At 59.0% G+C, this 24,996-nt stretch carries 14 protein-coding genes and 1 pseudogene; 4 read left to right on the forward strand and 11 right to left on the reverse strand.

All coding sequences use genetic code 11. The features are described from left to right. Positions 1–216: 216 nt before the first annotated feature. Positions 217–2,622: an aconitate hydratase gene (locus tag M4NBBH2_RS09455; protein ID WP_116270746.1), complete on the reverse strand. Its 2,406-nt coding sequence runs from the start codon at positions 2,620–2,622 to the stop codon at positions 217–219. 212 nt (positions 2,623–2,834) lie between these two features. On the opposite strand from M4NBBH2_RS09455, the gene M4NBBH2_RS09460 reads away from it, so the two are divergent. Further along, entirely contained in the window at positions 2,835–4,778 is a 1,944-nt protein-coding gene (locus M4NBBH2_RS09460) for a sensor histidine kinase (RefSeq protein WP_116270747.1), read from the forward strand. Between the two features lie 74 nt (positions 4,779–4,852). Next, entirely contained in the window at positions 4,853–5,488 is a 636-nt protein-coding gene (locus tag M4NBBH2_RS09465) for a response regulator transcription factor (RefSeq protein ID WP_116270748.1), read from the forward strand. An 808-nt stretch (positions 5,489–6,296) separates the two neighbouring features. Here the strand turns inward: M4NBBH2_RS09465 and M4NBBH2_RS09470 are convergent. The 5 genes and pseudogenes from M4NBBH2_RS09470 to M4NBBH2_RS09490 form a co-directional block, all read right to left on the reverse strand. Then, positions 6,297–7,709 (reverse strand): annotated as a pseudogene (locus M4NBBH2_RS09470) (DASS family sodium-coupled anion symporter). 249 nt (positions 7,710–7,958) lie between these two features. After that, a complete protein-coding gene (locus tag M4NBBH2_RS09475; protein WP_116270749.1) occupies positions 7,959–9,203 on the reverse strand; it encodes a peptidase U32 family protein in 1,245 nt (414 codons plus the stop codon). 95 nt (positions 9,204–9,298) lie between these two features. Next, a complete protein-coding gene (locus M4NBBH2_RS09480) occupies positions 9,299–9,919 on the reverse strand; it encodes a hypothetical protein (RefSeq protein WP_116270750.1) in 621 nt (206 codons plus the stop codon). Between the two features lie 102 nt (positions 9,920–10,021). Further along, a complete protein-coding gene (locus tag M4NBBH2_RS09485) occupies positions 10,022–10,993 on the reverse strand; it encodes a helix-turn-helix domain-containing protein (protein WP_116270751.1) in 972 nt (323 codons plus the stop codon). An 89-nt stretch (positions 10,994–11,082) separates the two neighbouring features. Next, on the reverse strand, positions 11,083–11,661 hold the full coding sequence (locus tag M4NBBH2_RS09490; RefSeq protein WP_160117794.1) for a flavodoxin: 579 nt from the start codon (positions 11,659–11,661) through the stop codon (positions 11,083–11,085). A 328-nt stretch (positions 11,662–11,989) separates the two neighbouring features. On the opposite strand from M4NBBH2_RS09490, the gene M4NBBH2_RS09495 reads away from it, so the two are divergent. Next, positions 11,990–12,928 carry an AraC family transcriptional regulator gene (locus M4NBBH2_RS09495; RefSeq protein ID WP_116270753.1) on the forward strand — a complete coding sequence of 313 codons (939 nt, stop codon included), beginning with the start codon at positions 11,990–11,992 and terminating at the stop codon, positions 12,926–12,928. A gap of 84 nt (positions 12,929–13,012) precedes the next feature. Here the strand turns inward: M4NBBH2_RS09495 and M4NBBH2_RS09500 are convergent, their stop codons facing one another. The 4 genes from M4NBBH2_RS09500 to M4NBBH2_RS09515 form a co-directional block, all read right to left on the reverse strand. Continuing rightward, entirely contained in the window at positions 13,013–16,477 is a 3,465-nt protein-coding gene (locus M4NBBH2_RS09500; protein ID WP_116270754.1) for an autotransporter outer membrane beta-barrel domain-containing protein, read from the reverse strand. 380 nt (positions 16,478–16,857) lie between these two features. Next, entirely contained in the window at positions 16,858–20,325 is a 3,468-nt protein-coding gene (locus M4NBBH2_RS09505; RefSeq protein WP_170135144.1) for an autotransporter outer membrane beta-barrel domain-containing protein, read from the reverse strand. A gap of 229 nt (positions 20,326–20,554) precedes the next feature. Beyond that, complete coding sequence (locus M4NBBH2_RS09510; protein ID WP_116270756.1) at positions 20,555–21,835, reverse strand: ammonium transporter; 1,281 nt, start codon at positions 21,833–21,835, stop codon at positions 20,555–20,557. Next, on the reverse strand, positions 21,832–22,173 hold the full coding sequence (locus M4NBBH2_RS09515) for a P-II family nitrogen regulator (protein WP_116270757.1): 342 nt from the start codon (positions 22,171–22,173) through the stop codon (positions 21,832–21,834). The genes M4NBBH2_RS09510 and M4NBBH2_RS09515 overlap by 4 nt, the downstream gene beginning before the upstream one ends. A 359-nt stretch (positions 22,174–22,532) precedes the next feature. Between M4NBBH2_RS09515 and M4NBBH2_RS09520 the strand changes: the two genes are divergently transcribed. After that, positions 22,533–23,000 (forward strand): CYTH domain-containing protein, encoded by a 468-nt coding sequence (locus tag M4NBBH2_RS09520; RefSeq protein ID WP_116270758.1) that lies wholly within the window; start codon positions 22,533–22,535, stop codon positions 22,998–23,000. Positions 23,001–23,486: 486 nt separating this feature from the next. On the opposite strand, the gene M4NBBH2_RS09525 is transcribed toward M4NBBH2_RS09520, so the two are convergent. Beyond that, positions 23,487–24,614: a porin gene (locus M4NBBH2_RS09525; protein ID WP_116270759.1), complete on the reverse strand. Its 1,128-nt coding sequence runs from the start codon at positions 24,612–24,614 to the stop codon at positions 23,487–23,489. Positions 24,615–24,996: the final 382 nt, after the last annotated feature.

The raw sequence follows: 24,996 nt of genomic DNA on the forward strand, positions 1-24,996 counted from the left end.
ACACCCATCCGGCAAAAAGAAGGCTCGCGATTCATACCGCGGGCCTTTTGCTTTATACGGGGACCCAATCGGAGTTCCCAAAGCAAAAAAATGGATGGATCCAGGAGAGGAGAGAACTCCTCGGATCCATCCAACAAGCCGTTATGGGAGATTTAGGAGACCGCCTCTCAGAGGGAGAGAAGGAGGGGCGGCCTCAAGCGGCTTTCGGCGGGCGGCTTAGGCCTTGCCGAGAGCGTTCATCGCGGAACCGGCGCGGAACCAGGTGAGCTGCTTCGCGTTATACGAATGCTGGGCCTGGAAGCGGTCCTCAGTGCCGTCCTCATGCTTGCAGACGATCGTCACGGTCTTCCCCGGAGCGATCTGGGAGAGGCCGAGCACCGAGATGCGGTCCTTCTCGCGGATCTTGTCGTAATCCTTCGGGTCCACGAACGTGAGAGCGAGGACACCCTGCTTCTTCAGGTTGGACTCGTGGATTCGGGCGAGGCTCTTCGCGAGCACCACCACGACGCCGAGGTAACGCGGTTCCATAGCGGCGTGTTCACGGGAAGAACCTTCACCGTAGTTATCGTCGCCGACGATGATCGACTGGATGCCCTTGTTCTTATAGAGACGGGCGGTCTTCGCGGGGGACTCGTAGTCCTTGTTCACCACGTTCCAGACGCTCTGGCTCTTGCCGTTGAAGGCGTTCGTCGCGCGCTCGAGCAGGTTATCGGAAATCCGGTCGATGTTGCCGCGGTACGGAAGCCACTTGCCCCCGGGGGAGATGTGGTCCGTCGTGCACTTGCCCTTCGCCTTAATCAGCAGCGGGAGATCGACGTAGTCCTTCCCGTTCCAGGCCGGGAACGGGGTGAGGAGGCGGATACGCTCGGCGTTCGGAGCCACCACAACCGGGACCTGCTTGAAGTCCGGGATGATGCAGCCGCCGACGTTCGTGGCGAAGCCCTTAGCCGGGAGTTCTTCACCGACCGGGGTCGCGAGCTTGAAGGAAACGCCGTTCGCGCCCGTCACCGTGCTCGTAAGCGGGTTGAAGCGCATATCGCCGTTAATCGCCATCGCGACCACGATTTCAGGAGACGCGAGGAAAGCCTGGGTCTTCTTGCTGCCGTCGTTGCGGCCGGCGAAGTTGCGGTTGAAGGACTCGATAATCGTGTTCACCTTCGTCTTATCACCGATGTGGCGATCCCACTGGCCGATGCAGGGGCCGCAGGCGGTCGTCATCACGGTGGCGTTCAGCTTCTCAAACTGCTGCAGAATGCCGTCACGCTTCAGGGTTTCACGAATACGGACAGAGCCCGGAACGACGATGAGCGGGGTCTTGATCTTCACGCCCTTATCGAGGCACTGCTTCACGATTGAGGCTGCGCGGGTGAAGTCTTCGTAGGAAGAGTTCGTGCAGGAACCGACAAGCGCGACCTCAATATTTTCCGGAAGATTCTTCTTCGCGAGCGTGTCACCGACCTTATCGAGTTCCATCGCGGCGTCAGGAGAAAGCGGGCCGTTGATGAGGGGCTTCAGTTCGGAGAGGTTCAGCTCAATCACGCGGTCGAAGTACTTCTCCGGGTGAGCATAAACCTCGGGGTCTGCCTGGAGGTCCTTCGCGACACCGTCCGCGAGATCCGCCACCGCTTCGCGGTTCGTGGCCTTCAGGTAAGCCTTCATGTGGGAGTCATACGGGAAGACGGAGGTCGTGGAGCCGACTTCAGCGCCCATGTTGCCGATCGTCGCCTTGCCGGTCGCGGAGATGGTGTTCGCGCCGTCGCCGAAGTATTCAATAATGCAGTTCGTGCCGCCCTTCGTCGTGAGGATCTGAGCGACGCGGAGGATGACGTCCTTAGGAGACGCCCAGCCCTGGAGCTTGCCGGTGAGCTTCACGCCGATCAGCTTCGGCATCTTGAGTTCCCACTCGGAACCCATCAGAGCGTCCACAAGGTCAGCGCCGCCGACACCGATCGCGAGCATGCCGAGACCGCAGGCGGTCGGGGTGTGGGAGTCGGTGACGAGCATCATGCCGCCCGGGAAGTCGTAGTTCTCAAGGAACACCTGATGGCAGATGCCGGAACCCGCGGGCCAGAAGTCAAAGCCGTAGCGGCGGGACACGGTGCGGAGGAAGTCGTACGTTTCCTTGTTGTAGTGGTCCGCGAAAGCGATGTCCTTACGGGCGCCGGCGTTCGCGGTGACGAGGTGGTCGCAGACCATCGCGGCGGGGAGCGCGATTCGCTTTTTGCCGGAGACCATGAACTGCAGGATCGCCATCGGGCCGCCGATATCATGGGTGCCTGCGCGGTCCGGACGGAATTCGGCGTAAGAGGCGCCGCGCTTATATTCCTTCACCGCTTCCGGATCATAGAGGTGGGTGAAGAGGATCTTTTCCGAGAGCGTGAGCGGGCGGTTCAGCTTCGTGCGGACCGCGGCGAGCTTCTTCGGATAGTTCGCATAGAACGCTTCGATCATGTCGAAGTTACGGATCTGGGCGGTCGGCGCCTTATGAGCCTTCTTGGCAGGCTTCTTCGAGGCAGCGGAAGCGATATCCGCAATGCCCATCGTTGACACACCGGCGGCGCCGATCGCGGTATCCTTGAGCAGGGTACGGCGGGACACCTGGAATTTATTCTGAGATTCCATGTTGTTCTCTCCTCGGCCGGAATTCGAATGGCAGTTCGGACTCCGGACGTTGGTTTCAGGTTTGATTCTGGTTTTCTAGGCCCGAAGAAGTTTCTGAGACCTCTTCAGTACGGTGAACATTGTTCCGCCGACCTACCACTACGTAGTGTGTTTTCAGTCAAAAGACTATTCGGCGGTTGTCCTTTCTGGGTAAGCAATCTGACACTGATGCCATGAAACGTTCCCACACACTCAGGACAGCCTTCGCTGCGATCCTTATTTCAGCGGCTTTTCAGGTCCTCGCGGCCGGAACGGCGGGCGCCGCTGTGGCCGGAGAAAAAATCCCGGACGTGACGCTCGGGATCGTCTACTACACGAGTCCGTCGCCCAACGAGGAAATCATTCCGGACACGATCCGGGCGCTTGAGAAGCGGATCGGAAAGCGTCACCTGCGGGTGAAGGAGTACACCCTTGAGCAGCTGCGGGACGCGATTAAGAGCGGGGACGTGGATGTGTTCCTCGCGTCAAGCGGCTTCTACCGCCGCATGGTGCAGTACGGCGCGAGTTCGCTCGCGACGGTCGCTTCCAAAAACTACCCGGACCCGAATCACAGTGACGGCGCCGCGCTGATTGTGCGGAATGACTCCGGAATCCGGACGCTTTATGACGCGAAGGGCTCGGTCCTTGGGGCCTCGTCCCCCACCGCGTTCACGGGTTATCAATTGGCGCTCGGCGAAGTGCTGCGGCAGGGGTTTGACCCGGAATCGTTTTTCAAGAAAACGAATTTTTATGGCGGGGGCCCCGGGGCCGTCTCGATCCTTGACGCCCTGAGGCGGAAGGATGTCGACATCATCACGCTTCGCATCTGCTGGCTTGAGGGGTGGCTGAAGAAGCATCCGGAGGATAAGGGGCTCTTCCGCGTGATCGATCAGCGGGACGAGAACGAGCCCTGCCAGCGGTCAACCGATCTCTATCCCACGTGGACGATCGGCACGAGCGCGAATACGCCTCCTGAGATCTCGAAGATTGTGACATCCGCGGTGCTCGAGATGCCGCCGACGAAGGACGGCTTCTACTGGAGCATCGCGACCGACTTCCGGTCCGTGGACGCCCTTTTCAAGGGACTCAAAATCGGTCCCTATCGCTACTTAAGAGAGTGGTCGCTCAGTCGCTTCATCATGACCTACTGGAGCGCGATCCTGATCGGGATCCTCCTCGTCCTCGGTCTCATCCTTCACAGTGTCCGAACCGAGGTGCTCGTGAAGCGCCGTACGGCGCAGCTCCAGGAGTCACTCCGGATCCAGAAGGAGTACGAGGAGAAGTCGCGCGAAGACGCGGCGAAGATCAGCTTTATGGAGAAGATGGGGATCATCGGGCAGCTCTGCTCGGTGTTCGCGCACGAGATGCGGCAGCCGCTTGGCGCGATCTCGCTCTATGCCCAGGGGATGAAGTCCCTTATCAAACGCGGCAAAGCCTCTGAATCTCAAATGGAGATGGCGCTCGGGAAGCTCGAAACCCAGGCCGAGCGCGCGAGCGACATCGTGGAACGCGTGAGAGCCTACGCCCGGGCGAAGGATATCGATCGGAAACCGATTTCGCTTAACGACGTCGTCACCCGGTCGCTTGCCGGCTACCGCTCCGCGTCCGGAAGCCGGGTGCGGTTTAAGCGCACCGACGCGAACCAGGTGACGCTTTTCGCGGATCAGCTCGAAATGGAGCTCGTCTCCTATAACCTCATCAAAAACGCGGCGGAAGCCGTCAAAGATCAGCCGGACGGGGTGGTTGAGATTATCATCGCGTCGAACCCCGGTAAAGCATTGCTTGCGGTCTCGGATAACGGGCCGGCGCTGACCCCGGAGCAGCTCGCCGAAATCGAGAATCCGTCGGGAACCCTGAAGAGCTCAAAGCATGAGGGGATTGGCCTTGGGCTCCTCATTGTGAAGGCGATCGTGGAGCGGAATGGCGGGCGCCTCTCGATTGAGAACGGGAGTGTCCGGGGTGTCACGATTTACGTGCATCTCCCGACCGCGGACGGGGGCGATAAGACCCCCGCGGATGAATCCGCTCAAGGAAATGAAAAAGATCCGGCGGGTCCGGCAGAGGACTTTGTGAAAGCCGAAACCGCCGCGGACTCAAAGAAAGAAACGGGCTCCCAGGGGACGGGCGACCTGAACTGAAAAAATACGCCGGGCGGCGGCCCTTGGGGAGGGGGCGGCGCCTGAGGTCAGAAAGAAATAAGGAGAGAGAAAAAATGACGAATACGGAGATCCCGGAAATCTCGGATGACATCAAGGCGAAGTGCCTCATTCGGACGGTGGACGATGATCCCGCGATGCGGGAAGCGCTCGAATTCATGCTGACCGCGGAAGGGTGGCGCGTGAAGACGTACGAAAACGGGCGCTCGTTTCTCACGGATGACACGCCCTCTACCCCGGGCTGCGCGATTCTCGACGTCCGGATGCCGGGGATGAGCGGGCTTGAGCTGCAGCAGGAAATGAATGTCCGTGGGTACGCGCTTCCGATCATTTTCCTCACCGGGAACGGCGACATCGATATGGCGGTTGGCGCCATGCGGGACGGCGCGGTGGATTTCGTTCAGAAACCCGTGCGGCAGGAGAGGCTTCTCACCGCGATAGCGAGGGCCGTGACCCGCAGCGTGAGTGAGACCGGGGCGGTTGAAACCGAAGGCGCGATCCGGGCGAAAGTTCAGGAACTGACGGAGCGCGAGCGCGAGATCGCGGAACTGATCGGGAAGAAGCTCACAAACCGCCAGATCAGTGAGCGCACCGGGATCACGGTGCGGACCGTTGAAGTGCACCGCGCGGCGATTATCCGGAAGCTTGGGGTGCGGACGCCGGATGACATTGAGCGCTATCTGAACGCATAAATGAGGCGGGGTGAGTTTCCCGCCGCCAAACGCGCCGGGATCCCGTCTGAATGGTTATTCACCCGGAATTTCACAGATAAAAAAATGGAAGGCAATTATGTAACTGCCTTCCACTAAATTCGATCTTGTCTTCACTTCACCGACGCAGAATCAGGATGAGAGTGACCTAGACCGACACACAGAGTAAAAACCATGTTCAACGCCCGTGATTTCTCTCGGTAATTGAACGATTTACAATGTATCACTTGTGATTTGATAAATCAACTTTGACCACTATCACCAAGTAGGTATTTGCTGATTCATGTCAATAATCTTTGGCATAGATCAAATACGGGATTCCCCTTCCCGAGAGGCCTGAAAATTCAGTGTTTTTATCAGGTTATGCGACTTTGATCTCATCTCATGAATAGGTACTCCGTGTGACAGATTTCTGACAGGCTGTAGGCGGTACAGGTTTTTTATTGGGCGAAAGAAAACATTACTAATCCCATTCTTAAAGCGGTTTTTGTCTTACGGGTTTCCGGATTTAAGAACCCGTTAAGGACAGATGGCGACTTTGCGTGCAGAAATAGGCAAAAATCCCGTTATAAGGTGAATTTCTCATTTTGATGAAAAAAGACGGGAACTTTTTTTCATCCTGCCGCTATTCCTATAACGAATAACGTGGAAATTTATTTCTGGGACGCAATACCCTGCCCCGGCTACCTGAACACCTTCCGGCGGGTTAAAAAAAGACAAAAACAGAAAGAGCGGGATGCCTTAAAACCGGCATCCCGCTCTTACGTAAGGTTTAAGTTAGGTTCAAGGCTCAGAGTGAGGAGAAGAGCCCGAGGATCTTCCAGTACGGCACACCGATGATCGCGAAGATCACGTAGCTCACGAGTGTCATGAAGAGCCCTGTGGCCCACCACTTCTTAAGCGGCACGTATCCTGCGCCGAAAAGCACCGGGCCCGCGGCGTTCGCGTAGTGAGTGACGTAAGCGCCCATCACGCCGCACATCACAAAGACAAGGAACATGTCCATCTTCGGGAGCCCCGCCGCGAGCCCGATCGTGTACTGCACCGGGATCACGGATGCCATATACGCGCCGCAGGAGACGAAGAGGTAGCGGCAGGCGGTGCCGGCGAAGACAAGCGTGATCAGAAGCCCGATGTGGCTGAAGGACGAGAAATCGATATAGGTCTCGAGCCACCCGGCGAGCCAGTTAAAGAACTGGAATTTATTGAGGGCGCCCGCCATCCCGAGAATGCCGCCGTACCAGATGAGGGTCGACCAGATCTGACCGTTCACCGCGATGTCCTTCTACTTGAGGACACCGGTGAGAAGCGTGAGCGCGATGAAGGCGAGCACCACCGCGGTGGAGTTGATCTTTGTGTAGGACGAAGTCGACCAGAGAATGATCGCGAGAAGGAAGAGGACGAGAAGGATCTTCTCGTTTCTCGAAATCGGACCGAGGTCTTTCAGCCCCTCCGCCGCGATCCGCTTGTTATCGATTTTTCCAATTGTCGGCTTATAAATCTTATAAATGATGAGCGGCGCGAGGAGAAGCACCACGCCCGCCGGCACGATAAAGGAGATCGTCCACTGGATCCACGAGATCTGGAGCCCGAGGATCTGATCCGTCATCGCCCAGGCGACACCGTTAGCGGCGTAACTCGTGAGGAACGTGATGCCGGTCGCCATCGTGATGATGTAGAGGAGCTGCGAGAGATAGGCACCGATCTTTTCCGGGTTGTGATTCGGCGTGGAACCGAGCGTCTCCGCGACCGAGCGGAAGATCGGGAAAATGATGCCGCCGGTCCGAGCGGCGTTCGAAGGGGTCATCGGCGCGATGATGAAGTCCGAAAACGCCGCGGCGTACCCGAGCCCAATCGCCGATCGCCCGAAGATCCGGATCAGGTGATACGCGATCCGTTTCCCAAGCTGCGTGTCACGGAATGCCTGCGCGATCACGAACGCGCCGACCACGAGCCACGTCATCGCGAGCGCGTAGCCTGAGAGCGCCACGGCCTGGCCTTTCATCGTGACGGAGTAAAACCCGAGGAAGATGAGGAGAATCGCGGCCTCAGAAAACGGATGCAGCATGATTCCGAGAATCGCGCCCGCGTAGAAGGGGAAGAGCTCCCAGGCTTTCGGGTTCATTCCGGCGGGGGCCGGAAGAAAGAGGAGGAGAAGCGGCAGGAAGCACACAATGATTTTGATGATCTGCGACTTTTTCATGGAAACACTCCATCAGCAGAAAGCACCGGAACAATCTACCGTGAGTTGCTGTATATCGGTATACCAATAAATCTAACACTTTGATAATCAAAGTGGTCTACCTATCTTGAGGTAACTTTGGCTTTGAATTGATGTAAGACGGTTTTCCGGTACCCGGCGTGTCCCAGAGGTCGGTTTTTCAGAACGTCAAAAAAAGCGGCAGGTCCAACGCGAGGACACTGCCGCTCTGGCGCTTTTCGAGCGCTTTTCTTACGCTTCGCGCGTCCGGATCACGTAAAGCTTGTCACCCGGGCGGACGCGCTCGGGGACCTTGAACGTGATGTCGTCCTTCTTCTCAAACGTGTCGGCGGGCTTCTCATCCGCGAAGATCTCAGTGGGCTCCGCGTACACCGCGCCCGTCGTGGGGCCGGTGATGAGGAGCTTTTCGCCCTTTTTGAAGCCGCCCGCTTCCAGCACAAATTCGGCGATCGAAGGTTTCACGAAGAAATTCACGCACTTTCCGACGTAGAACTTCTTCTCGGTCGCCTTGGTCCCGTAGCCGTTCGTGATATCCGCGACCGGGGCTCCGAGGTAGTACCCCTCCCAGAACCCGCGGTTAAAGACAGCGGCGAGTTTCGCGTCCCACTTCGTGCGGCAGGACTCGTCCCACTCACCCGCGATATAGGTCCGGATCGCTTCGTCGTAGCATTCGACCACCGTGCGGACGTATTCCGGTCCCCGGGCGCGGCCTTCGATTTTGAACACGCGCACCCCGGCGTCAATCATCCGATCCAGGAACCCGATCGTCTTCAGGTCCTTCGGGCTCATGATGTATTCGTTATCGACCTCAAGCTCGATATCGCGCGTCTTATCCTTCACGAGGTAAGAGCGGCGGCAGGTCTGCAGGCACTGGCCGCGGTTCGCGCTTTCGCCCCGGGTCCCGAGACTCATGAAGCACTTACCCGACACCGCGAGGCAGAGCGCCCCGTGGCAGAACATCTCGATCCGCATCGGCTGCCCGGAGGGCCCAAGGATCGGTTCCGAAACGATCGCGCTGTGGATCCGCTTCACCTGCTCGAGGTTGAGCTCCCGCGCGAGCACCGCGACATCGGCGTACGCGGCGTAAAACCTGAGCGCCTCGGTGTTCGAGATATTCATTTGCGTCGAGAGATGCACCTCCACCCCGGCCTTTTTCGCGTAGCCGAGAACCGCGGCGTCAGACGCGATAATCGCGGAAATGCCGGCCGCTTTCGCGGCGTCCACGATCCGCCGCATTTCGTCGAGTTCCTCGTCGTACACGATCGTGTTCACGGTGAGGTAGCTCTTGACGCCCTTCTCGCGGCAGAGCTCCGCGATCTCCCGGAGATCCTCAATCGTGAAGGCGTTCGCGGAGTGCGCCCGCATGTTGAGCTTTCCGACCCCGAAGTACACAGCGTCAGCCCCGGCCTGGAACGCCGCGTAGAGCGACTCGCGGGAACCGACCGGAGCCATGATTTCAAAGTCAGAGCGGAGCATGAAAGATAAACCTCAAGCGAAAAAGCGAAAAAAATAAGAAGCCCCCGCATTCTAGGCGAAAGGGCTTCTTCTGTTGAGCCGGATGAGAGCGTGTATCAGGCAAGCGACGCCATCACGTCACGCAGCAGCCTGAAACCGGAATCGAGCACCGTAAGCACCGGGGTCTTGAAACCCGTGAGCTGCGGCGCAAGCGCTGCCATCGAGGGCTGCGCGAGAAGAATCGCGTCCACCGTGCCATCGACCTTCGCGGCTTCGGCTGCGAGCGTTTCCCGCGTCACGTGATGCGTTTCCACCGTGACCTCGAGCCCGCGGCGGTAGGCGAGGTTAAGGAGCAGCGTTTCGCTCGGGTGCAGGGCGGCCTTCGCGGTGCCGAAGATCGCGAAGCGCTTCCCGATCTTCAGCGCGTCGAGGATCATCCCTTCATCGATACGGACAATACGGGGGTTAAAGAAGCTCGCGAGCGCGGTTGCGGTGTTCCCATACACCACGCATTCATTCAGGATCGCGTCGCAGCCGACATTTTCAGCCGCTTCGTAGAGATGGAAGAGCGCCCGGTTGTCCGCGGGGGCAGGACCGGATTCGGAAATGGCGGGGTTGAGCAGCCCTTCACCGATAAACTGACGCACTTCGATCCCCGGAAGGTACTGTTCGCAGAGCGACCGGAGGAGCTCGGAAGAGCCGCTTGAAGTCTGAACAATGCCAAGAATCTGAGCCATGGCTTTTTATCCTTTTTGGTATTTTTTGAGTTACGGGAGTTTTGCGACTTATTGAGTAACTTCAAGGATAGCCGGAATCGGGGCGCCTGGCGCGATAAAAGGCTACGCGGCGCTCCCTTCACCCTTCTTCCAGTGATTCGGCGTGACGCCGAACCGGAGCCGGAACGCTCGGGAAAAGTGCTGCTGCGTCGCGAACCCGTTCCGGTCAGAAATCGTCCGGAGGGGGAGGCGTGAGAGTTCGGGATCCCGGAGGTCGGCCGCTGCGGCTTCCACCCGGATCCTCACGAGTTCATTCATCGCGGTGGTCCCCGCGTCCCGGAACGCCTCCGTGATGTAGCGCGTGGTGACTCCGGCGTCGGACGCGATTTCTTCGAGCGACAGCCCTTTTTCGGCTCGGCGGCGTGTCATGATCCCAAGAACGGTGTTCCGGAGGGTGCCGAGCGCCGCGCTCGGGTGCTTCGCCCGGCGCATCGGGAGCGCCTGAATCACGGGCGGGAGGAAAGCGGGGAGAGCGGACGCGGCCCGCGCGAAATCCTCGTCCCCATAGAGAAACGCGGCGCGAAAGAAACTTTCGAGAATCCGGATAAAGGCGTCAGAGGCCCAGCCGCTCCCCTGGATCCCGGTTTTCGGGATCTGGCGCCGGGGGATTTCGTCCGAATCCGGCACCGCGGCGAGCGGCAGCGAAAGCAGAAACATCTGGCTTCCCGCAGGAATCGTGATCCGGAGGTCTTCGTCCGTGAGGATCGGAACGAAACTGCCCGGGGTCACCAGGAGCTTCGTCTTCCCTTCAGCGATTTCAGAGGTTCCCGCCGCGGTGAAGAGAAGGAGAAGCCGGGTGTCGTCTGACACGGCACTTGGTTTCGCTTTCCGTTTGAAGACAAGCCCCGCGCCTTCGGCTCGGGCGGCGGCCGCACCCCCGGCCTCCCGGACGCTCACGCGGAAGCTGAGTCCCGGTTCCGCCGCTTTTCCGCTCCCCGCTGTGAACCCGAAAGGAGCGAGCGCTTCCGTGAGACGATTGAGGTTCTCATCAGAAGTGAATTCAGGAAGCGGTGTCAGGTCAGACGTGATCGGCATAAAGAAAATGGGGAAGACATTAAAAAGTCTTCCCCATTCTCCTACAGGCGTGAGCCCCGGGCAAACCGCGCCGGGGAGTCGATTGCCGGTCAGAAGCCGCTCTTCTTAAGCCACGTCTTCAGTTCCGCATCGGATTTCCGAGCCTCATCCCCCGGCACCCAGAATTCCGGCTTGATCCTGGCTTTGGGGCAGAGCTTATGGATATCCGCGACGACACCCGCCGGGGACGAGCTCCCCGAGGTCGTCACCGGGAAAATCGTCTTCCCCGCGAGCGGATGATCCATGAGGAACGTCCGCATCGGGGTGTCGAGATGCCCCCACCAGAGCGGGGCGCAGATAAAGATCGTGTCGTACCCCGAGAGATCCGGGATCTTCGTCTTGATTTCACGGCGGCTCCACTTCCGGATTTCTTCACGTGCCCCGTCTGTCATATCGCTGTAGCGGGGAGCGTAGGGAACCTTCGGTTCAATCCGGAGAATCGGGGCGCCGGTTTCGGCGTGGATCCGCTCCGCGAGGTACGCGGTGTTCCCGGAGCGGGAGAAGAGGATGATGAGCGCCTTCGCTTTCGGCTTTGGGGCGGCGAAGAGCGCGGGAGAGGCGGCGGCGATCGCCGCGGCTGAGACACCGGTGAGGAATGTCCGGCGCGAGATAAATTTTGTTTGGTTCATTGCGTATGGCTCTTTCATTATTGTTTTATCAGGCTGCCAGCGCCTGAGGACGTGCGGTCCTCTGTCCACTCGATCGGGCTTCCATCGGGCCTTACAGCTTTGCCTCGGGCGTTTACAACTTTTTTCTCATGTGTTGAAGTAAAAATTACTTCAACCCCTTAAAATATAAAGGAATTCCTAAAAAATATCCGTTAAGTATTTGAGAATATCCGTCAAGAAAATGGGGTGTCGCGGTCTCATAATCCGCGCTCTTTTAGCGTTAATCTAAAAGGCGAAACTACAAAAAAATATCCCGGCAGCAATAGAAAAAGATGGAGAGCTTTTTCCTATGAAGAATGCAGCATTGGAGTCTCCGGATCTCGTCCGACGGCGCCGCCAGATGTTGGCGCGGCTGGACGGGATCTGTCCCACCCCCGAAATTCTCTACTCCGACATCACAGGCGTTTCCGTTTATCGGCGGGAGAGCGATGACGTGATCGACTGCAATGGCGGAAAAGCGATGGCGTGCTTCGTCGTCTCCGGCACGAAAGAAAATCACATCGGCGGCCGGAAGTATGTTTACACGGAGGGGCAGTGCTTCGTGTCCTCACTCTGCGTCCCGGCGTTCTTCCACTCGGTCGGCGCGTCGCACGAAAAGCCCTTTATTTCAGTCGGCCTGCAGTTTGAGCCCGAGATCATCGCGGAGCTCACGAAGCGTGACCCGATCCCCCACCCCGACTGGATCCCGGATGAGCTTGGGTTTGTGTACCGGGCTCCGGAGCCGCTCGCGGACGCCTTTGACAGACTCTCGCGGCTCCTTGAGCACCCCGAGGACGCTCAGGTGCTGCAGCCTCTCGTGTCCCGCGAAATCCACTACTGGATCCTGAAGTCGCCCGCGGGGAAAACCATCCGGCAGCTCATGATGCCCGGAACCCGCTGCCATGCGGTCACGGAGGCCGTGCAGTGGATCCGGTCTCACTATCGGGAACCGGTCCGGGTGGATGAGCTTGCGGACCGCGCCCACATGTCGACATCCGCTTTCCACCGCGTTTTCAAAACCGTGACGGGGCTCCCGCCGCTGCAGTTCGTGAAGACACTGAGGCTCTACGAGGCTCAGCGGCTCATGGTCCGGCTGGGCTGGAATGTCTCAGACACCGCGGCCGCGGTCGGGTACGAAAGCTCGCCGCAGTTTATCCGCGAGTACAAGCGGCTTTTCGGGGAGCCCCCGATGAAAGACGTGAAGCGGCTGGAAACGCAGGATGGTCCTGGCATTGTCCGTGTGATCTGACGCCGATTGGATCTAACGAAACGAAGAGGGCAGTCTGCTGGAGACTGCCCTCCTGTTTTTTAGGGGGATGAGGATTCGGCGCGATCAGAAGCGGAACCCCGCTTCAAATCCGACATTGAATCCCGTGTCGTGAGCGTACCCCGAGGTGAGGTTCGCGAAGACGCGTCGCCCCGGGCTTTGGAGGGACGCGGTGCCTTGGATCACAAAGCCGTCCCGAGCGCCGCGCTCTGTCCGCGTTTCAAATTCGGTCCCGGGGTACCCGGCAAACGTCGCTGTCGTCGTGTAGCCGCTTCTCGTGAATTCATGCTTCCAGCCCGCCGTGAGGTCCGCGGCGAGCCGCAGCCCGGTTTGGGTTCGGGAGAAGCCTGAGAGGTGGCCGCCGACCGTCGTCGCGAAGGTGTCTTCGCTTCCGCCTTTGATTCGGAGATTCACGCTGTCACCGCCCCGCTCCGTAAAGCCTTCGCGGTGTGTGACGCCGTATTCAGCGGTAACGATCGGGCCGAACGACACATTCCCAGCGTAAAAGTCTTTGCCAAGCGCGGCGAGGCCGGACGCTCCGACACTCGTGTAGTGGCCTTTCGCCGTGCGGCGGAAGTCACTGATCGCGACGCGGCGCTTTGAGTGGTTCTCATCAAACCCAACCCGGACGGCCCCCGCGATATAAAAGCCATTCCACGCGTCCGGCGAATAGAAGGCGTGGGTTCCGACGGAGAACCCTGCGGAATTCACGCGGTCATTGTGATTCTGATGGAGGGATGTGTGACGCCCGATAAGCCCGGCATCGAGCCCGAAGGTGAGACCGTCCCCGGCGCTTCTTTCTATCCCGGAGAGAATGCCGGCGGCCGACCCCCGGTAGTCCGCGTGCCCCGAGAGCCCGTGCCGCAGCGTTCTCGCGGCAAACGCCATCGCGTAGCCAGTCCATTGCGAAACAGGTAAAGCGTCTGGCGCGCCGTCCGACGCCGCGAAGTCCGCTTTCGCTTCGAGTGCCGACGCGTGAATCCGGGAGAAGAGCGCGGTGTTCGCGGCGTTGAGGCTTCGGAGCTCCGCGTCCGCCGCGGCGTTATAGGTTTCGGCAGAGAGCTGCGAAAGCGCCGCGTCCACAGCCGCGCCGTTCGGAAGGTAGTCGATTGTGCGGATGAGTGTCTGGGCGTCACCTTCCGCGGCCGAGGCAAGCGCGAGCACCCCGGATCCCGCGCCTTGGGCCGCGGGCGATGTGGCGTATTGGCTATAGGCGTCGCTCGTCCGCTCCACTGTGATCGTGGGGGTCGCGCGGCTACCTGAGACCCTGAGTTTCAGCGTGGGGGAGCGGGTCGAGGCCTCGATCGTACCCTCCCACTCGAGATTGCCGCCATTCAGGGTGACCGCCGAGTGCCGCGCGGTGATCGCGGTGCCAGTGCGGTAATAGGCTTCAGGGGGCGTCAGGCGCCAGGTGCCCTGAAGGCGGCTTCCTTCTTCCCCTGTGGCGATTTCGCCGAGAGAGCCGTCCGACGTGATCGGGGTCACGAGTGTCGCGTTGTCGCTATTCGTGAAGGTGGCCGTGGCACCGACTGACGCCTGGGTCCCAAGCGTGAGTGTCGCGTCGTTCCGGATCGAATAGACGTCAGACTCGCCTGTCAGCGTCAGGTTCCCGCCGATGACATTCAGCCTGATTGTCTCGGGACCCGAAATCGAGCCGCTGTAAGTAAGGCTGAAATTGGGATCGGCAGATGACGTGTCAGCGCTTCCGTCCGCCGCGGTCCGGTATCCGAAATTGAGATCCGTGTAAAGCGGGACACCGGCTTCCGCGGCCGCCGCTTTATTCACGACGGATACGGCGACGCCATCGGGCGTTTCGATCGTGAGATCGGGGTTCCAGTCCGAAACGATGTCTCCGGTGATTGCGGCTCCCCGCAGAATGTTGATCGCGGAAACGAGCGCGTTTTCGCCGATATAAATCGCGGCGTCCGACCCCGAGAGACTCCCTGAGAGGTCGTATGACCTGACAAGCGGTCCATCGAGGTTCAGCAGGTATCCGTTCGAGAGACCCGAAATCGGCTTATTTATTCCAGATCCGTAATGGATAAAGGAGCCGCGGTATTCCAGGGTGTCCAAAACCGTGTTGTGGCCGAAATCAAAGCGGACCCCGATACCGCCTTCGCCAGGCGCGGACACCGTCCCTGACTGGATCAGGCGGTTCTCTTTTCCGTAGGCGAAAAGAAGACCGATGCCGTGAACACCCGTGGAGGACACAGTCGTTCCCGCGGGGACATAGATCGTGTTCTCCGAGCCGTCGTTCCGGATTCCGACCGCGGCTTCGCCTGAGGCCGCGATTGAGGCGGCCTGCGTCACGGTGTTCCCGCTTCCGAACACATGAAGGCCGACCCCAAGCGTCGTCCCGTGGCTGTAGCCGTATTGATTCGTGACCGTGAGACCGTCGTTATAGATCGAGTGACCGTAGAAGAGGCTCCGGTCGATGTCATACCCGATATCCTGCAGCACCGCGAGCTCCGCTTCGAGGAACATTGTGTAGTTGCGGTACCTCTGATGGCCCATGAGACCGCGTTCAAGCTCAAGATGCGAAAGCTCCGCGTAAAACCTCGTCACTCCTTTCTGAAGATCCTTGTGTTTTTCATATCCGTTCACCGGAATGGAGTTGCTGAAGGCGCCGTTCAGCACTTCGCTCACATGCGGACCCCTGAAGTACACCCCGGAAGTGCTGGCTGCAGAGACGAGAAACTTTCCGCCATCCGCCGGGGTCGGAGTGACGGTCTCGCTCAGTACATCCGTGACATACGGGGAGGGGGTGAGCGTAATAAGGCCGCCTGGCGTCGCTTTGACACCCGGTACCGAGGGGTCCGGTCTGAACTTTTGCGCCGTCTCATCCCAGACCATGCAGGAGTAAAGGTGGTCCGCGAACGGAGTCCAGCCGTTTTCGTCGAAGCGGATCAGATCCTCTGACAGCGTCTTTTCTGTCGTGCCTCCATCAACCTCTGACACGATGCCGAGCGAGTGACCGAGCTCATGCACGATCACTGACGCGTACTGTGTGCCCGCTTTCTCGACAATCGGATAGAAGTACGGCGTGGGCTGCGTGAAGACCGGTTCAGTGTCAGATGCAAAAATGACCTGCACCCCGCGCGTCAGCTGATCCTGTGTGACAAGATCGAAGATCGGCGTGTTATAGGTGCCATCGGCGTTTTCGGCACCTTTGATGTAGGCGGATGACGCGTTGCCATTGTGTACCACATAAACGGCCATCCGGCCTTTTGAATCGTAAGTCCGTCCCTGTGTCACGTAGCCGAGCGCGTAGTCGATCGCCATCCCGACCGATTTTTTCTGATCGGCCGAAAGTGTTCCTTCTGAAGTTTTCGGCTCTTTAACATTGTCGCTTTCTATTGGTGCCGGGGGCGTAAAGACGTCCCCTTCGTCATAAAACTCGATCGTGAGGAGCGGGTCCCCTGAGGCCGAGTAAGCCTGTGCGGTGGTGAGCGCGAAGGCTGAAGCGGGAGCGAGAAGCGTGAGGCTGAGCGCGAGACTGAGCGCTGAGCGCTGGAATTTTCGGGTGAGCATGCCGGGAACGGGATTTTTGTGCGGAGCCTTGTTCGGCTCTCTGATGTCATTATTATCGCTACCGGATTTAGTAGCTTGGCTATTTAATTGCCTTTCATCTGTCTCGTTCTGCTTTAAAAATCAGAGAAAAAGCTCTGAACCGACGTAAAAAAGAGGAGGCGTGCCTGGCGTGAGCCGGGCCTCCTCTCCTTCACTTGGCGGCGAGTGATGCCAAATAAACTTTTCTGTTATTCGATACGTTCTCCGTGGAGCTTTAGGTCGAGAACGATCTGTTCGTCGTCCGGGTCTTGTCTGACGCCGCATGGATACAACGAAAACGAAGAGGGCAGTCTATGAAGGACTGCCCTCCTGTTTTTATAAGCTCAGGAGATCCGGCGGGATCAGAAGCGGAACCCCGCTTCAAATCCGACATTGAACCCAGTGTCGTGCGCGTACCCCGAGGTGAGGTTCGCGAAGACCCGGCGTCCCGGGCTTTGGAGCGACGCGGTGCCCTGGATCACAAAGCCGTCCCGGGCTCCGCGCTCTGTCCGGGTTTCAAACGCGGTGCCGGGGTACCCGGCAAACGACGCCGTGGCCGTGTAACCGCTTCCTGTGAATTCATGCTTCCAGCCCGCCGTGAGGTTCGCGGCGAGCCGCAGCCCGGTTTCGGTCCGGGAGAAGCCTGAAAGGTGGCCACCAACCGTTGTCGCGAAGGTGTCTTCGCTTCCGCCTTTGATTCGGAGGTTCACGCCGTCACCGCCCCGCTCCGTAAAGCCCTCGCGGCGCGTTACGCCGTATTCGGCGGTGACGATCGGACCGAACGACACGTTTCCGGCGAAGAAGTCTTTGCCAAGCGCGGCAAGGCCTGACGCTCCAACACTCGTGTAATGGCCTTTCGCCGTGCGGCGGTAGTCACTGATCGCGATACGGCGCTTCGAGTGGTTCTCGTCAAACCCGACGTTGGCGGCTCCCGCGATATAGAACCCGTTCCAGTTGTCCGGCGAATAGAAGACGTGGGTTCCGACGGAGAACCCAGCGGAATTCACGCGGTCATTGTGATTCTGATGAAGTGAGGTGTGACGCCCGATGAGCCCGGCGTCGAGCCCCCAGGTGAGACCATCCCCGGCGTTTCTTTCTATCCCGGAAAGAATGCCGGCGGCCGACCCCCGGTAGTCCGCATGCCCCGAGAGTCCGTGCCGCAGCGTTCTCGACGCGAACGGCATCGCGTAGCCAGTCCATTGTGAGATGGGGAATCCAGACGCGGCAACACTGTCAGACGCCGCAAGATTCGCCTTCGCCTCAAGTGTCGACGCGTGAACCCGGGTGAAGAGCGCGGTGTTCGCGGCGCTCATGCTCCGGAGCTCCGCGTCCGCGGCGGCGTTATAGGTTTCGGCGGAGAGCTGCGAAAGCGCCGCGTCCACTGCCGCGCCGTTCGGGAGGTAGTCGATCGTGCGGATGAGTGTCTGCGTGTCACCTTCCGCGGCCGAGGCAAGCGCGAGCACTCCGGATCCCGCGCCGCGGGCAGCGGGCGATGTCCCGTACTGGCTATAGGCGTCGCTTGGCCGTTCCACCGTGATCGTGGGGGTCGCGCGGCTCCCTGTGACCCTGAGTGTCAGCGTGGGGGAGCGGGTATAGGCTGCGATTGTGCCTTCCCACTCGAGATTGCCGCCGTTCAGCGTGACCGCCGAGTGCCGCGCGGTGATCGCGGTGCCGGTGCGGTAGTAGGTTTCAGGGGGCGTCAGGCACCACGTGCCCTGAAGGCTGCTTCCTGCTTCCTCCGTGGCGATGACGCCGAGCGTTCCGTCCGCCGTGATCGGCGTCACGAGTGTCGCGTTGTCGCTATTCGTGAAGGTAGTCGTCGCGGCGACTGACGCCGGGGTCCCGAGTGTGAGTGTCGCGTCATTCCGGATCGAATAGACGTCAGACTTGCCTGTCAGCGTCAGGTTCCCGCCGATGACATTCAGCCTGATGGTTTCCGGCCCCGAAATCGAGTCGTTATAAGTAAGGTTGAAATCGGGGTCAGCGGATGACGTGTCCGCGCTTCCGTCCGACGCGGTCCGGTACCCGAAATTGAGATCCGTGTAGAGCGGGACGCCCGCTTCCTCGGCCGCCGCTTTATTCACGACGGAAAGGGTTTCACCTTCGCTTGTTTCGAGCGTGAGATCGGGATTCCAGTCCGAAATAATGTCTCCGGTGATTGAAGCTCCCCGCAGAATGTTGATCGCGGAAACGAGCGCGTTTTCGCCGATATAGATCGCGGCGTCCGACCCCGAGAGACTGCCTGAGAGGTCATAGGACCTAATGAGCGGCCCATCGAGGTTCAGCGGGTATCCGTTCCAGAGTCCCGTGACAGGCTGGTTTTCTCCGCCGACGTAATGGATAAAGGAGCCCCGATACCCATAGAAATCCGCGATCGCGTTGTGGCCGAAATCAAACCGGACTCCGATACCGCCCTCGCCAGGCGCGGAAACCGTCCCTGACTGGATCAGGCGGTTATCCTTTCCGTAGGCGAAAAGAAGCCCGATACCGTGAACGCCGGAGGACGATACAGTCGTCCCTGCGGGAACGTAAATCGTGTTCCCCGAACCGTCGTTCCGGATTCCGACCGCGGCTTCGCCTGAAGCGGCGATCGGTGCTGCCTGTGTCACGGTGTTCCCGCTTCCGAACACGTGAAGACCGATCCCAAGCGTTGTCCCGTGGCTGTAGCCGTATTGATTCGTGACCGTGAGACCGTCGTTATAGATCGAGTGACCGTAGAAGAGGCTCCGATCAATGTCATACCCGATATCCTGCAGCACCGCGAGCTCCGCTTCGAGGAGCATTGTGTAGTTCCGGTACCTCTGATGGCTCATGAGACTGCGTTCGAGCTCAAGGTGAGAAAGCTCCGCGTAAAAGAGCGTTATTCCGTAGTCTTCGTAGAAGTAGTCCTGGTAACCATTCACCGGAATGGAGTTGCTGAAGGCGCCGTTCAGCACTTCGCTCACGTGGGGCCCCCGGAAATACACCCCGGAAGTGTTGTAGGCGGAGACAAGAAACTTCCCGCTATCCTCCGGGGTCGGGGTAATGGTCTCTCGCAGTTCATCCGTGCGGTACGGGGACGGGGTCAGCGTGATCACGGTGCCAGCCGCCGCCCTGACACCGGGCACGGTGGGATCGGGTCTGAAGAGCTGGGCCGCCTCGTCCCAGACCATGCAGGAGTATAGGTGGGACGCGAACGGCGTCAGATTGCTCTTATCGAACCAGATCAGATCTGTTGAGAGCGTCTCCGCTGTCGTGATTCCTTCATTCGGCGCGATGATGCCGAGCGAGTGTCCGAGTTCATGCACGATCACCGGCGCGAACACGGTGCCCGCCTCCTCAATAATCGGGTAGAGGTAAGGAGTCGGAGTCGCGATGTCCGACGCATTGTCAGCTTCAAAGAGGATCTGCACGCCGCGCGTCAGCTGATCCTTCGAGACAAGATCGAAGATCGGCGAGTTATAGGTGCCATCGGCGTTTTCGGAGCCTTTGATGTAGAAGGATGACGCGTTGTCATCGTGTTCCACATAAACCGCCATCCGGCCTTCTGAGGCGTAAGTCTTGCCCTGCGTCACGTATCCGAGCGCGTAGTTAAGCGCCATCTCGACCGAGTTTTTCTGATCGGCTGAAAGCGTTCCTTTCGAGGTCACAGGGTCTGTCGCCTGGTCTCCTTTCACCGGATCCGGAGGCGTGAAAACGTCTCCCTCGTCATAAAAGTCGATCGTGAGGAGCGGCTCGCCTGAAGCCGAGTGAGCCTGAGCGGTAGTCAGCGCGAAGGCTGAAGCCGGAGCGAGAAGTGTAAGGCTGAGCGCGAGACTGAGCGCCGAGCGACGGAATTTTCGGGTGAGCATGCCGGGAACGGGATTTTTTCTGCGGAGCCTTGATCGGCTCTCTGATGTCATTATTATCGCTACCGGTTTTAATAGCTTGGCTATTTAATTTTTTCTCATCTGTCTCTTTCCGCTTTAAAAATCAGAGAAAACGCCCTGAACCGACGTAAAAAAGAGGGGAGGCGCGTCTGGCATGAGCCAGGCCTCCTCCCCTTAATTTTGCGGCAAGTGATTCCAAAAAACCTTTCTGTTATTCGATACGTTCTCCGTGGAGCGCGAGGTCGAGACCGATCTGTTCGTCGTCCGCGGACACGCGGAGCCCCATCACCTTATCAATCACGTAGAGGATCACGCCGCTCATGAGGCCGCCGTAGACCAGCGTCGCGATGACGGAGAGCGCCTGGATGCCGACCTGTGTCATGACAGGCGGGAGATCAGTGCCGGTCACGCGGGCTGTCGCGAAGACACCCGTGAGAAGAGCGCCCACAATGCCGCCCACGCCGTGCACGCCCCAGCCGTCCAGCGCGTCGTCATACCCGAGCTTCCGCTTCAGGATCGTGACGGACCAGAAGCAGACGAGACCTGCCGCGATACCGATCGCGAGGGCGGGAAGCGGCTCCACAAAGCCAGACCCCGGGGTGATGCCGACAAGCCCCGCGATGGCGCCTGAAATCATGCCGAGCAGTGAGGGCTTCCCGCGGTATGCCCATTCGGCTGCCATCCAGGCGACAAGGCCGCCGGCCGCCGCGATCTGGGAGACCACGATCGCCATCGCGGCGCGCCCGTCCGCCGCAAGACCCGACCCGCCATTAAAGCCCATCCAGCCGACCCAGAGCACCGCGGCGCCGACCACCGCGATCGTGAGGTTCGCGGGCTGCATCGGGGTGACGCCGTAGCCCTTCCGTTTCCCGAGCATCAGCGCGCCCACAAGACCCGCGATACCGGCGTTGATATGAACGACCGTGCCGCCCGCGTAGTCGAGCGCCCCGAGCTTGAAGAAGAAGCCGTCAGAGGCCCACACCCAGTGGCAGATCGGCGCGTAAACGAGAAGGCTCCAGATCACCATGAAGGCAAGCATCGCTGAGAATTTGACGCGGCCCGCCCAGGAACCCGTGATGAGGCAGGCGGTGAGCACCGCGAACGTCATCTGGAACACCGCGAAGAGGAGCTGCGGGATAGAGCCCTGCAGCGTATTGACGCCGATCCCCTGCATCCCGAGGAAGGAGAGCCCGCCGATAAAGGAGTTCCCTTCCGAAAACGCGAGTGAGTAACCGATCACGAACCAGAGAATGGTGACAACGCCGCAGATCGCGAAGTCCTGCGCGATCGTGCCGAGAATGTTCTTTTTCCGCGCCATGCCGGCGTAGAAGAGCGCGATTCCCGGGATCGTCATGAAGAGGACGAGGACCGTCGCGACGAGCATCCACGCGGTGTCGCCTTTATCAAGGGTGTCCGCCGCAAAGGCGGAAACGCTCGCCGTGAGGCCGGAAGCCGCGGCCCCGAGTTTCAGAAGTGTGGTGCGGAGAGTCATGACAGGGCCTCCTCGTTTTCCTCTCCGGTACGGATCCGGAGCGCGTATTCAATGGGAGAGACGAAAATCTTTCCGTCTCCGATCTTCCCCGTGCGTGCCGCGGCGCAGATCGTTTCAATCGTGGTGTCGAGGACGTCGTCCGGCACTACGATCTCGATCTTCACCTTCGGGAGGTAATCGATTTCGTATTCCGCCCCGCGGTAAACCTCGGTGTGGCCCTTTTGCCGGCCGTGCCCCCGGACTTCAGTCACCGTGATGCCGGAGATTGAGATTTCTTCCAGCGCGTCCTTTACGGCGTCCAGCCGGTAAGGGTGGATGATGGCAGTGATGAGCTTCATAAGCGTCTCCCATGCGGTTTTCGAGTGCCGGCGCCCCGAGGAAGCGCCGGAAGTCTTTTCTTATCCTCGATATCGCATAATCCGTGCCAGATTTTCAAAATCCCGAAAACGCCTGTTTTTATTGGCGGGTCACCTCGGGTGCTCCAAACCGGTGCACAGATTCGGGTCGCGCGGGTTCCCTATCTCGGTGAATCGGCACCAAAAACTCTCACAAAATCAGATTTTAAGAATCACAGATAAATTATTGTGATAGCGGTGATCGACGGTCCCGGCGGCTTACAGCGGTAAAAAGTGCGATAGTTAGCGAACGACAGAATTGAACCGGTTCCGAGGAACCTCAGAAAAAATAGGAGTCCGCTGTGGGAAAAGAGATTGAACGGAAGTTTCTCGTGAAGGGGGACGCGTGGAAAGCGCTCGCCCCTGGGATCCGTTACCGCCAGGGGTACCTGAATAGCAGCTTCGACCGCACGGTGCGTGTCCGCACGATCGGGGATCAGGGCTTCATCACGGTGAAGGGGCCGAATAACGGGATCGCGAGGCTTGAGTTTGAGTACGTGATCCCGGCGGATGATGCGAACGAGATGCTGACGGAGCTCGCCGAAAAGCCGCTCATTGAAAAGAACCGCTATCGGATTCTTCGGGGAAAGCACGTCTGGGAAGTGGATGAGTTTCTCGGAGACAACGCGGGACTCGTCGTCGCGGAGATCGAGCTCGGAAGCGTCGATGAGCCGTTTGAGAAACCGGAGTGGATTGGAGAGGAGGTCTCAGGCGATCCCCGCTACTACAATTCAAACCTCGTCGCCCACCCGTATTCCGAGTGGAAGTAAGGCGGCTTTCCATATAGAAGAACCCCGGAAGAACGCGGTTCCTCCGGGGGACCTCAGAACGGCGATGGGTGAAGTCGCTGTCTTGCTTTTTTCTGCTGAGTCAATACGTGTCTTTTGTGATACGGGAAACGCGAAATGCGACCGCGGTTTCCTCTTCACTCTTATTAGAGCATGAGGGGGCCCGGCTGAAAAGCGGAATGTGATCGGAAATAAAACCGATAAACCGCCTAATTCGTTCTTTTTATGGCTATTCACCGAGAATCCGCTTCCCTTCGGCCAGCCCCGGAAAATCAGCCTTCTCCGGGTGAGTTTTAAGCCGCGGAAAGCGGCGGCAGACGAAAGAATGTCACGGGTTTTTGTGTTGCGGAAAAACAACAAAAAAACCAGCTCCCGGATTCTTCCGAGGCAAAACAAAGCCCCCGGAGGCTTTCGCTTCCGGGGGCTTCACTGAATCAAATCAGTGCAGGCTTTAATCTGAAGATCAGATTAGAACTTGTGGACGAGGCCAGCCATCACGCCGACGGCGGACGGGGTCTGATCCTTATCCTTCATTTCAGCCTTCTGCTGAGCGTAGGTCACGCCAGCGTAGGCGTTCGTGCGCTTCGAGAAAGCGTAGGTGTAGCCGAGAGCGGCTTCCCAGCGCTTGTACTCGTTGTCACCCTGGACTTCTTCAGCATCGCGGTAAGAGACACCGGCGATAACCGTGCCGCCGAAAGCCGGAGCCGTGGCGCCGAGGGAAATGCCCCAGCCTTCGTAGCCGAGGTTGCCCTTCTCGTCGGTGGTGCTGGTGGTGGCCGTGAATTTATCAAGACCGCCCACGCTGTTCACGAGGGTAGACTGGTTGTCGAAATAGTTCACCTGACCGTAAACGCGGACAGCCTTGAAGTCGTAGTTGCCGCCGGCGATGACGCTGAAGCCGTTATCGACGTTCTCGGTAGCCTTGGCAACGTTCTTCCACATGGAGTAGTCACCGATCAGGCCGAACTGCGCGGGGCCGTTCTTGTAGCTCACACCGAGAGCGGCGTAACGATCGACGTCAGAGGAGTTCTCGTCACCGGTCTTCGTGCCGTCGTTCTTGAAGGAGTACTGGGCGCGGATTTCAAGACCCGAGAAGGACGGGGAAACATAGGTGAGGGAGTTGTCAATACGGCCCCAGTCGGTACCGGTCTGAGCCTTGATGCCGGCGTCGCCCCAGAGGACGGAGAACGGCGAGAAGATGCCGCCCATGGCAGCCGCGCCAGCGGTGCTGATCAGCTTGCCTTCACGGCCGGCGTACAGGGTACCGTACTTGCCAGCGACATGCACGGAAGCTTCACGGCCGAAGAGGCGGCTCATCGCCTCGGTGCCGTCATCGGAATTGAAGCCGTTTTCGAGGTTGAAGCCAACCGTCACGGAGCCGATCTTCTCATCACCGCGGAGACCCCAGCGGGAGGAGGCGGTCTGACCGGACTGTTCGGAGAACGTATCGGTCGAGGCGGTCTTGCCGTCATCAGCGCGGTAGTGGGTGTAGTTGAGGCCGGTGTCGACCACGCCGTACAGCGTCACGGACGGAGCGGCAAAAGCGGAAGCGGCGAAGGAGCCGAGCAGAGCAGCTGCGAGAAGAGTCTTTTTCATCTTTTCTAACCTTTGATTGTCATCCCTTTGGAGGTACCAGAAACTAGTTCTCCCGGGATTGAATTTTTAACTACCGGGTAATTAAAGCATGAGAAAAAGATGAAGAAAAGCATCTTTTGCAATCACTTAACCGGCTTTATTCTCGGAGTCAGATGGTGTAGGGAATACATCTTATAGTTATTAATAACTAATAAACAGACACTTATGCAATTACCGGCCGTGTGTCTGAAGCACCGGGGAACCGGATTTTTCTGTTTTTTTATCTGTTGCAAAAACGCAACAGATTAAGAAAAAAACCGCGATTGACTCTGAAATGCCGGGTCAGGCGAAGACCTTCTTTCGGTCTTTCCAGGAAAAAGCGTCCGCGGCTTTCTCCCGCGCT

It is taken from the genome of Mesosutterella multiformis (assembly GCF_003402575.1).
GTDB classification, from domain to species: domain Bacteria; phylum Pseudomonadota; class Gammaproteobacteria; order Burkholderiales; family Burkholderiaceae_F; genus Mesosutterella; species Mesosutterella multiformis.

Excerpts from the sequence above, each read along its gene's own strand:
- M4NBBH2_RS09455 (WP_116270746.1), bottom strand. The coding sequence starts at position 2,622 with ATGGAATCTCAGAATAAATTCCAGGTGTCCCGCCGTACCCTGCTCAAG.
- M4NBBH2_RS09460 (WP_116270747.1), top strand. The coding sequence starts at position 2,835 with ATGAAACGTTCCCACACACTCAGGACAGCCTTCGCTGCGATCCTTATT.
- M4NBBH2_RS09465 (WP_116270748.1), top strand. The coding sequence starts at position 4,853 with ATGACGAATACGGAGATCCCGGAAATCTCGGATGACATCAAGGCGAAG.
- M4NBBH2_RS09475 (WP_116270749.1), bottom strand. The coding sequence starts at position 9,203 with ATGCTCCGCTCTGACTTTGAAATCATGGCTCCGGTCGGTTCCCGCGAG.
- M4NBBH2_RS09480 (WP_116270750.1), bottom strand. The coding sequence starts at position 9,919 with ATGGCTCAGATTCTTGGCATTGTTCAGACTTCAAGCGGCTCTTCCGAG.
- M4NBBH2_RS09485 (WP_116270751.1), bottom strand. The coding sequence starts at position 10,993 with ATGCCGATCACGTCTGACCTGACACCGCTTCCTGAATTCACTTCTGAT.
- M4NBBH2_RS09490 (WP_160117794.1), bottom strand. The coding sequence starts at position 11,661 with ATGAACCAAACAAAATTTATCTCGCGCCGGACATTCCTCACCGGTGTC.
- M4NBBH2_RS09495 (WP_116270753.1), top strand. The coding sequence starts at position 11,990 with ATGAAGAATGCAGCATTGGAGTCTCCGGATCTCGTCCGACGGCGCCGC.
- M4NBBH2_RS09500 (WP_116270754.1), bottom strand. The coding sequence starts at position 16,477 with ATGCTCACCCGAAAATTCCAGCGCTCAGCGCTCAGTCTCGCGCTCAGC.
- M4NBBH2_RS09505 (WP_170135144.1), bottom strand. The coding sequence starts at position 20,325 with ATGCTCACCCGAAAATTCCGTCGCTCGGCGCTCAGTCTCGCGCTCAGC.
- M4NBBH2_RS09510 (WP_116270756.1), bottom strand. The coding sequence starts at position 21,835 with ATGACTCTCCGCACCACACTTCTGAAACTCGGGGCCGCGGCTTCCGGC.
- M4NBBH2_RS09515 (WP_116270757.1), bottom strand. The coding sequence starts at position 22,173 with ATGAAGCTCATCACTGCCATCATCCACCCTTACCGGCTGGACGCCGTA.
- M4NBBH2_RS09525 (WP_116270759.1), bottom strand. The coding sequence starts at position 24,614 with ATGAAAAAGACTCTTCTCGCAGCTGCTCTGCTCGGCTCCTTCGCCGCT.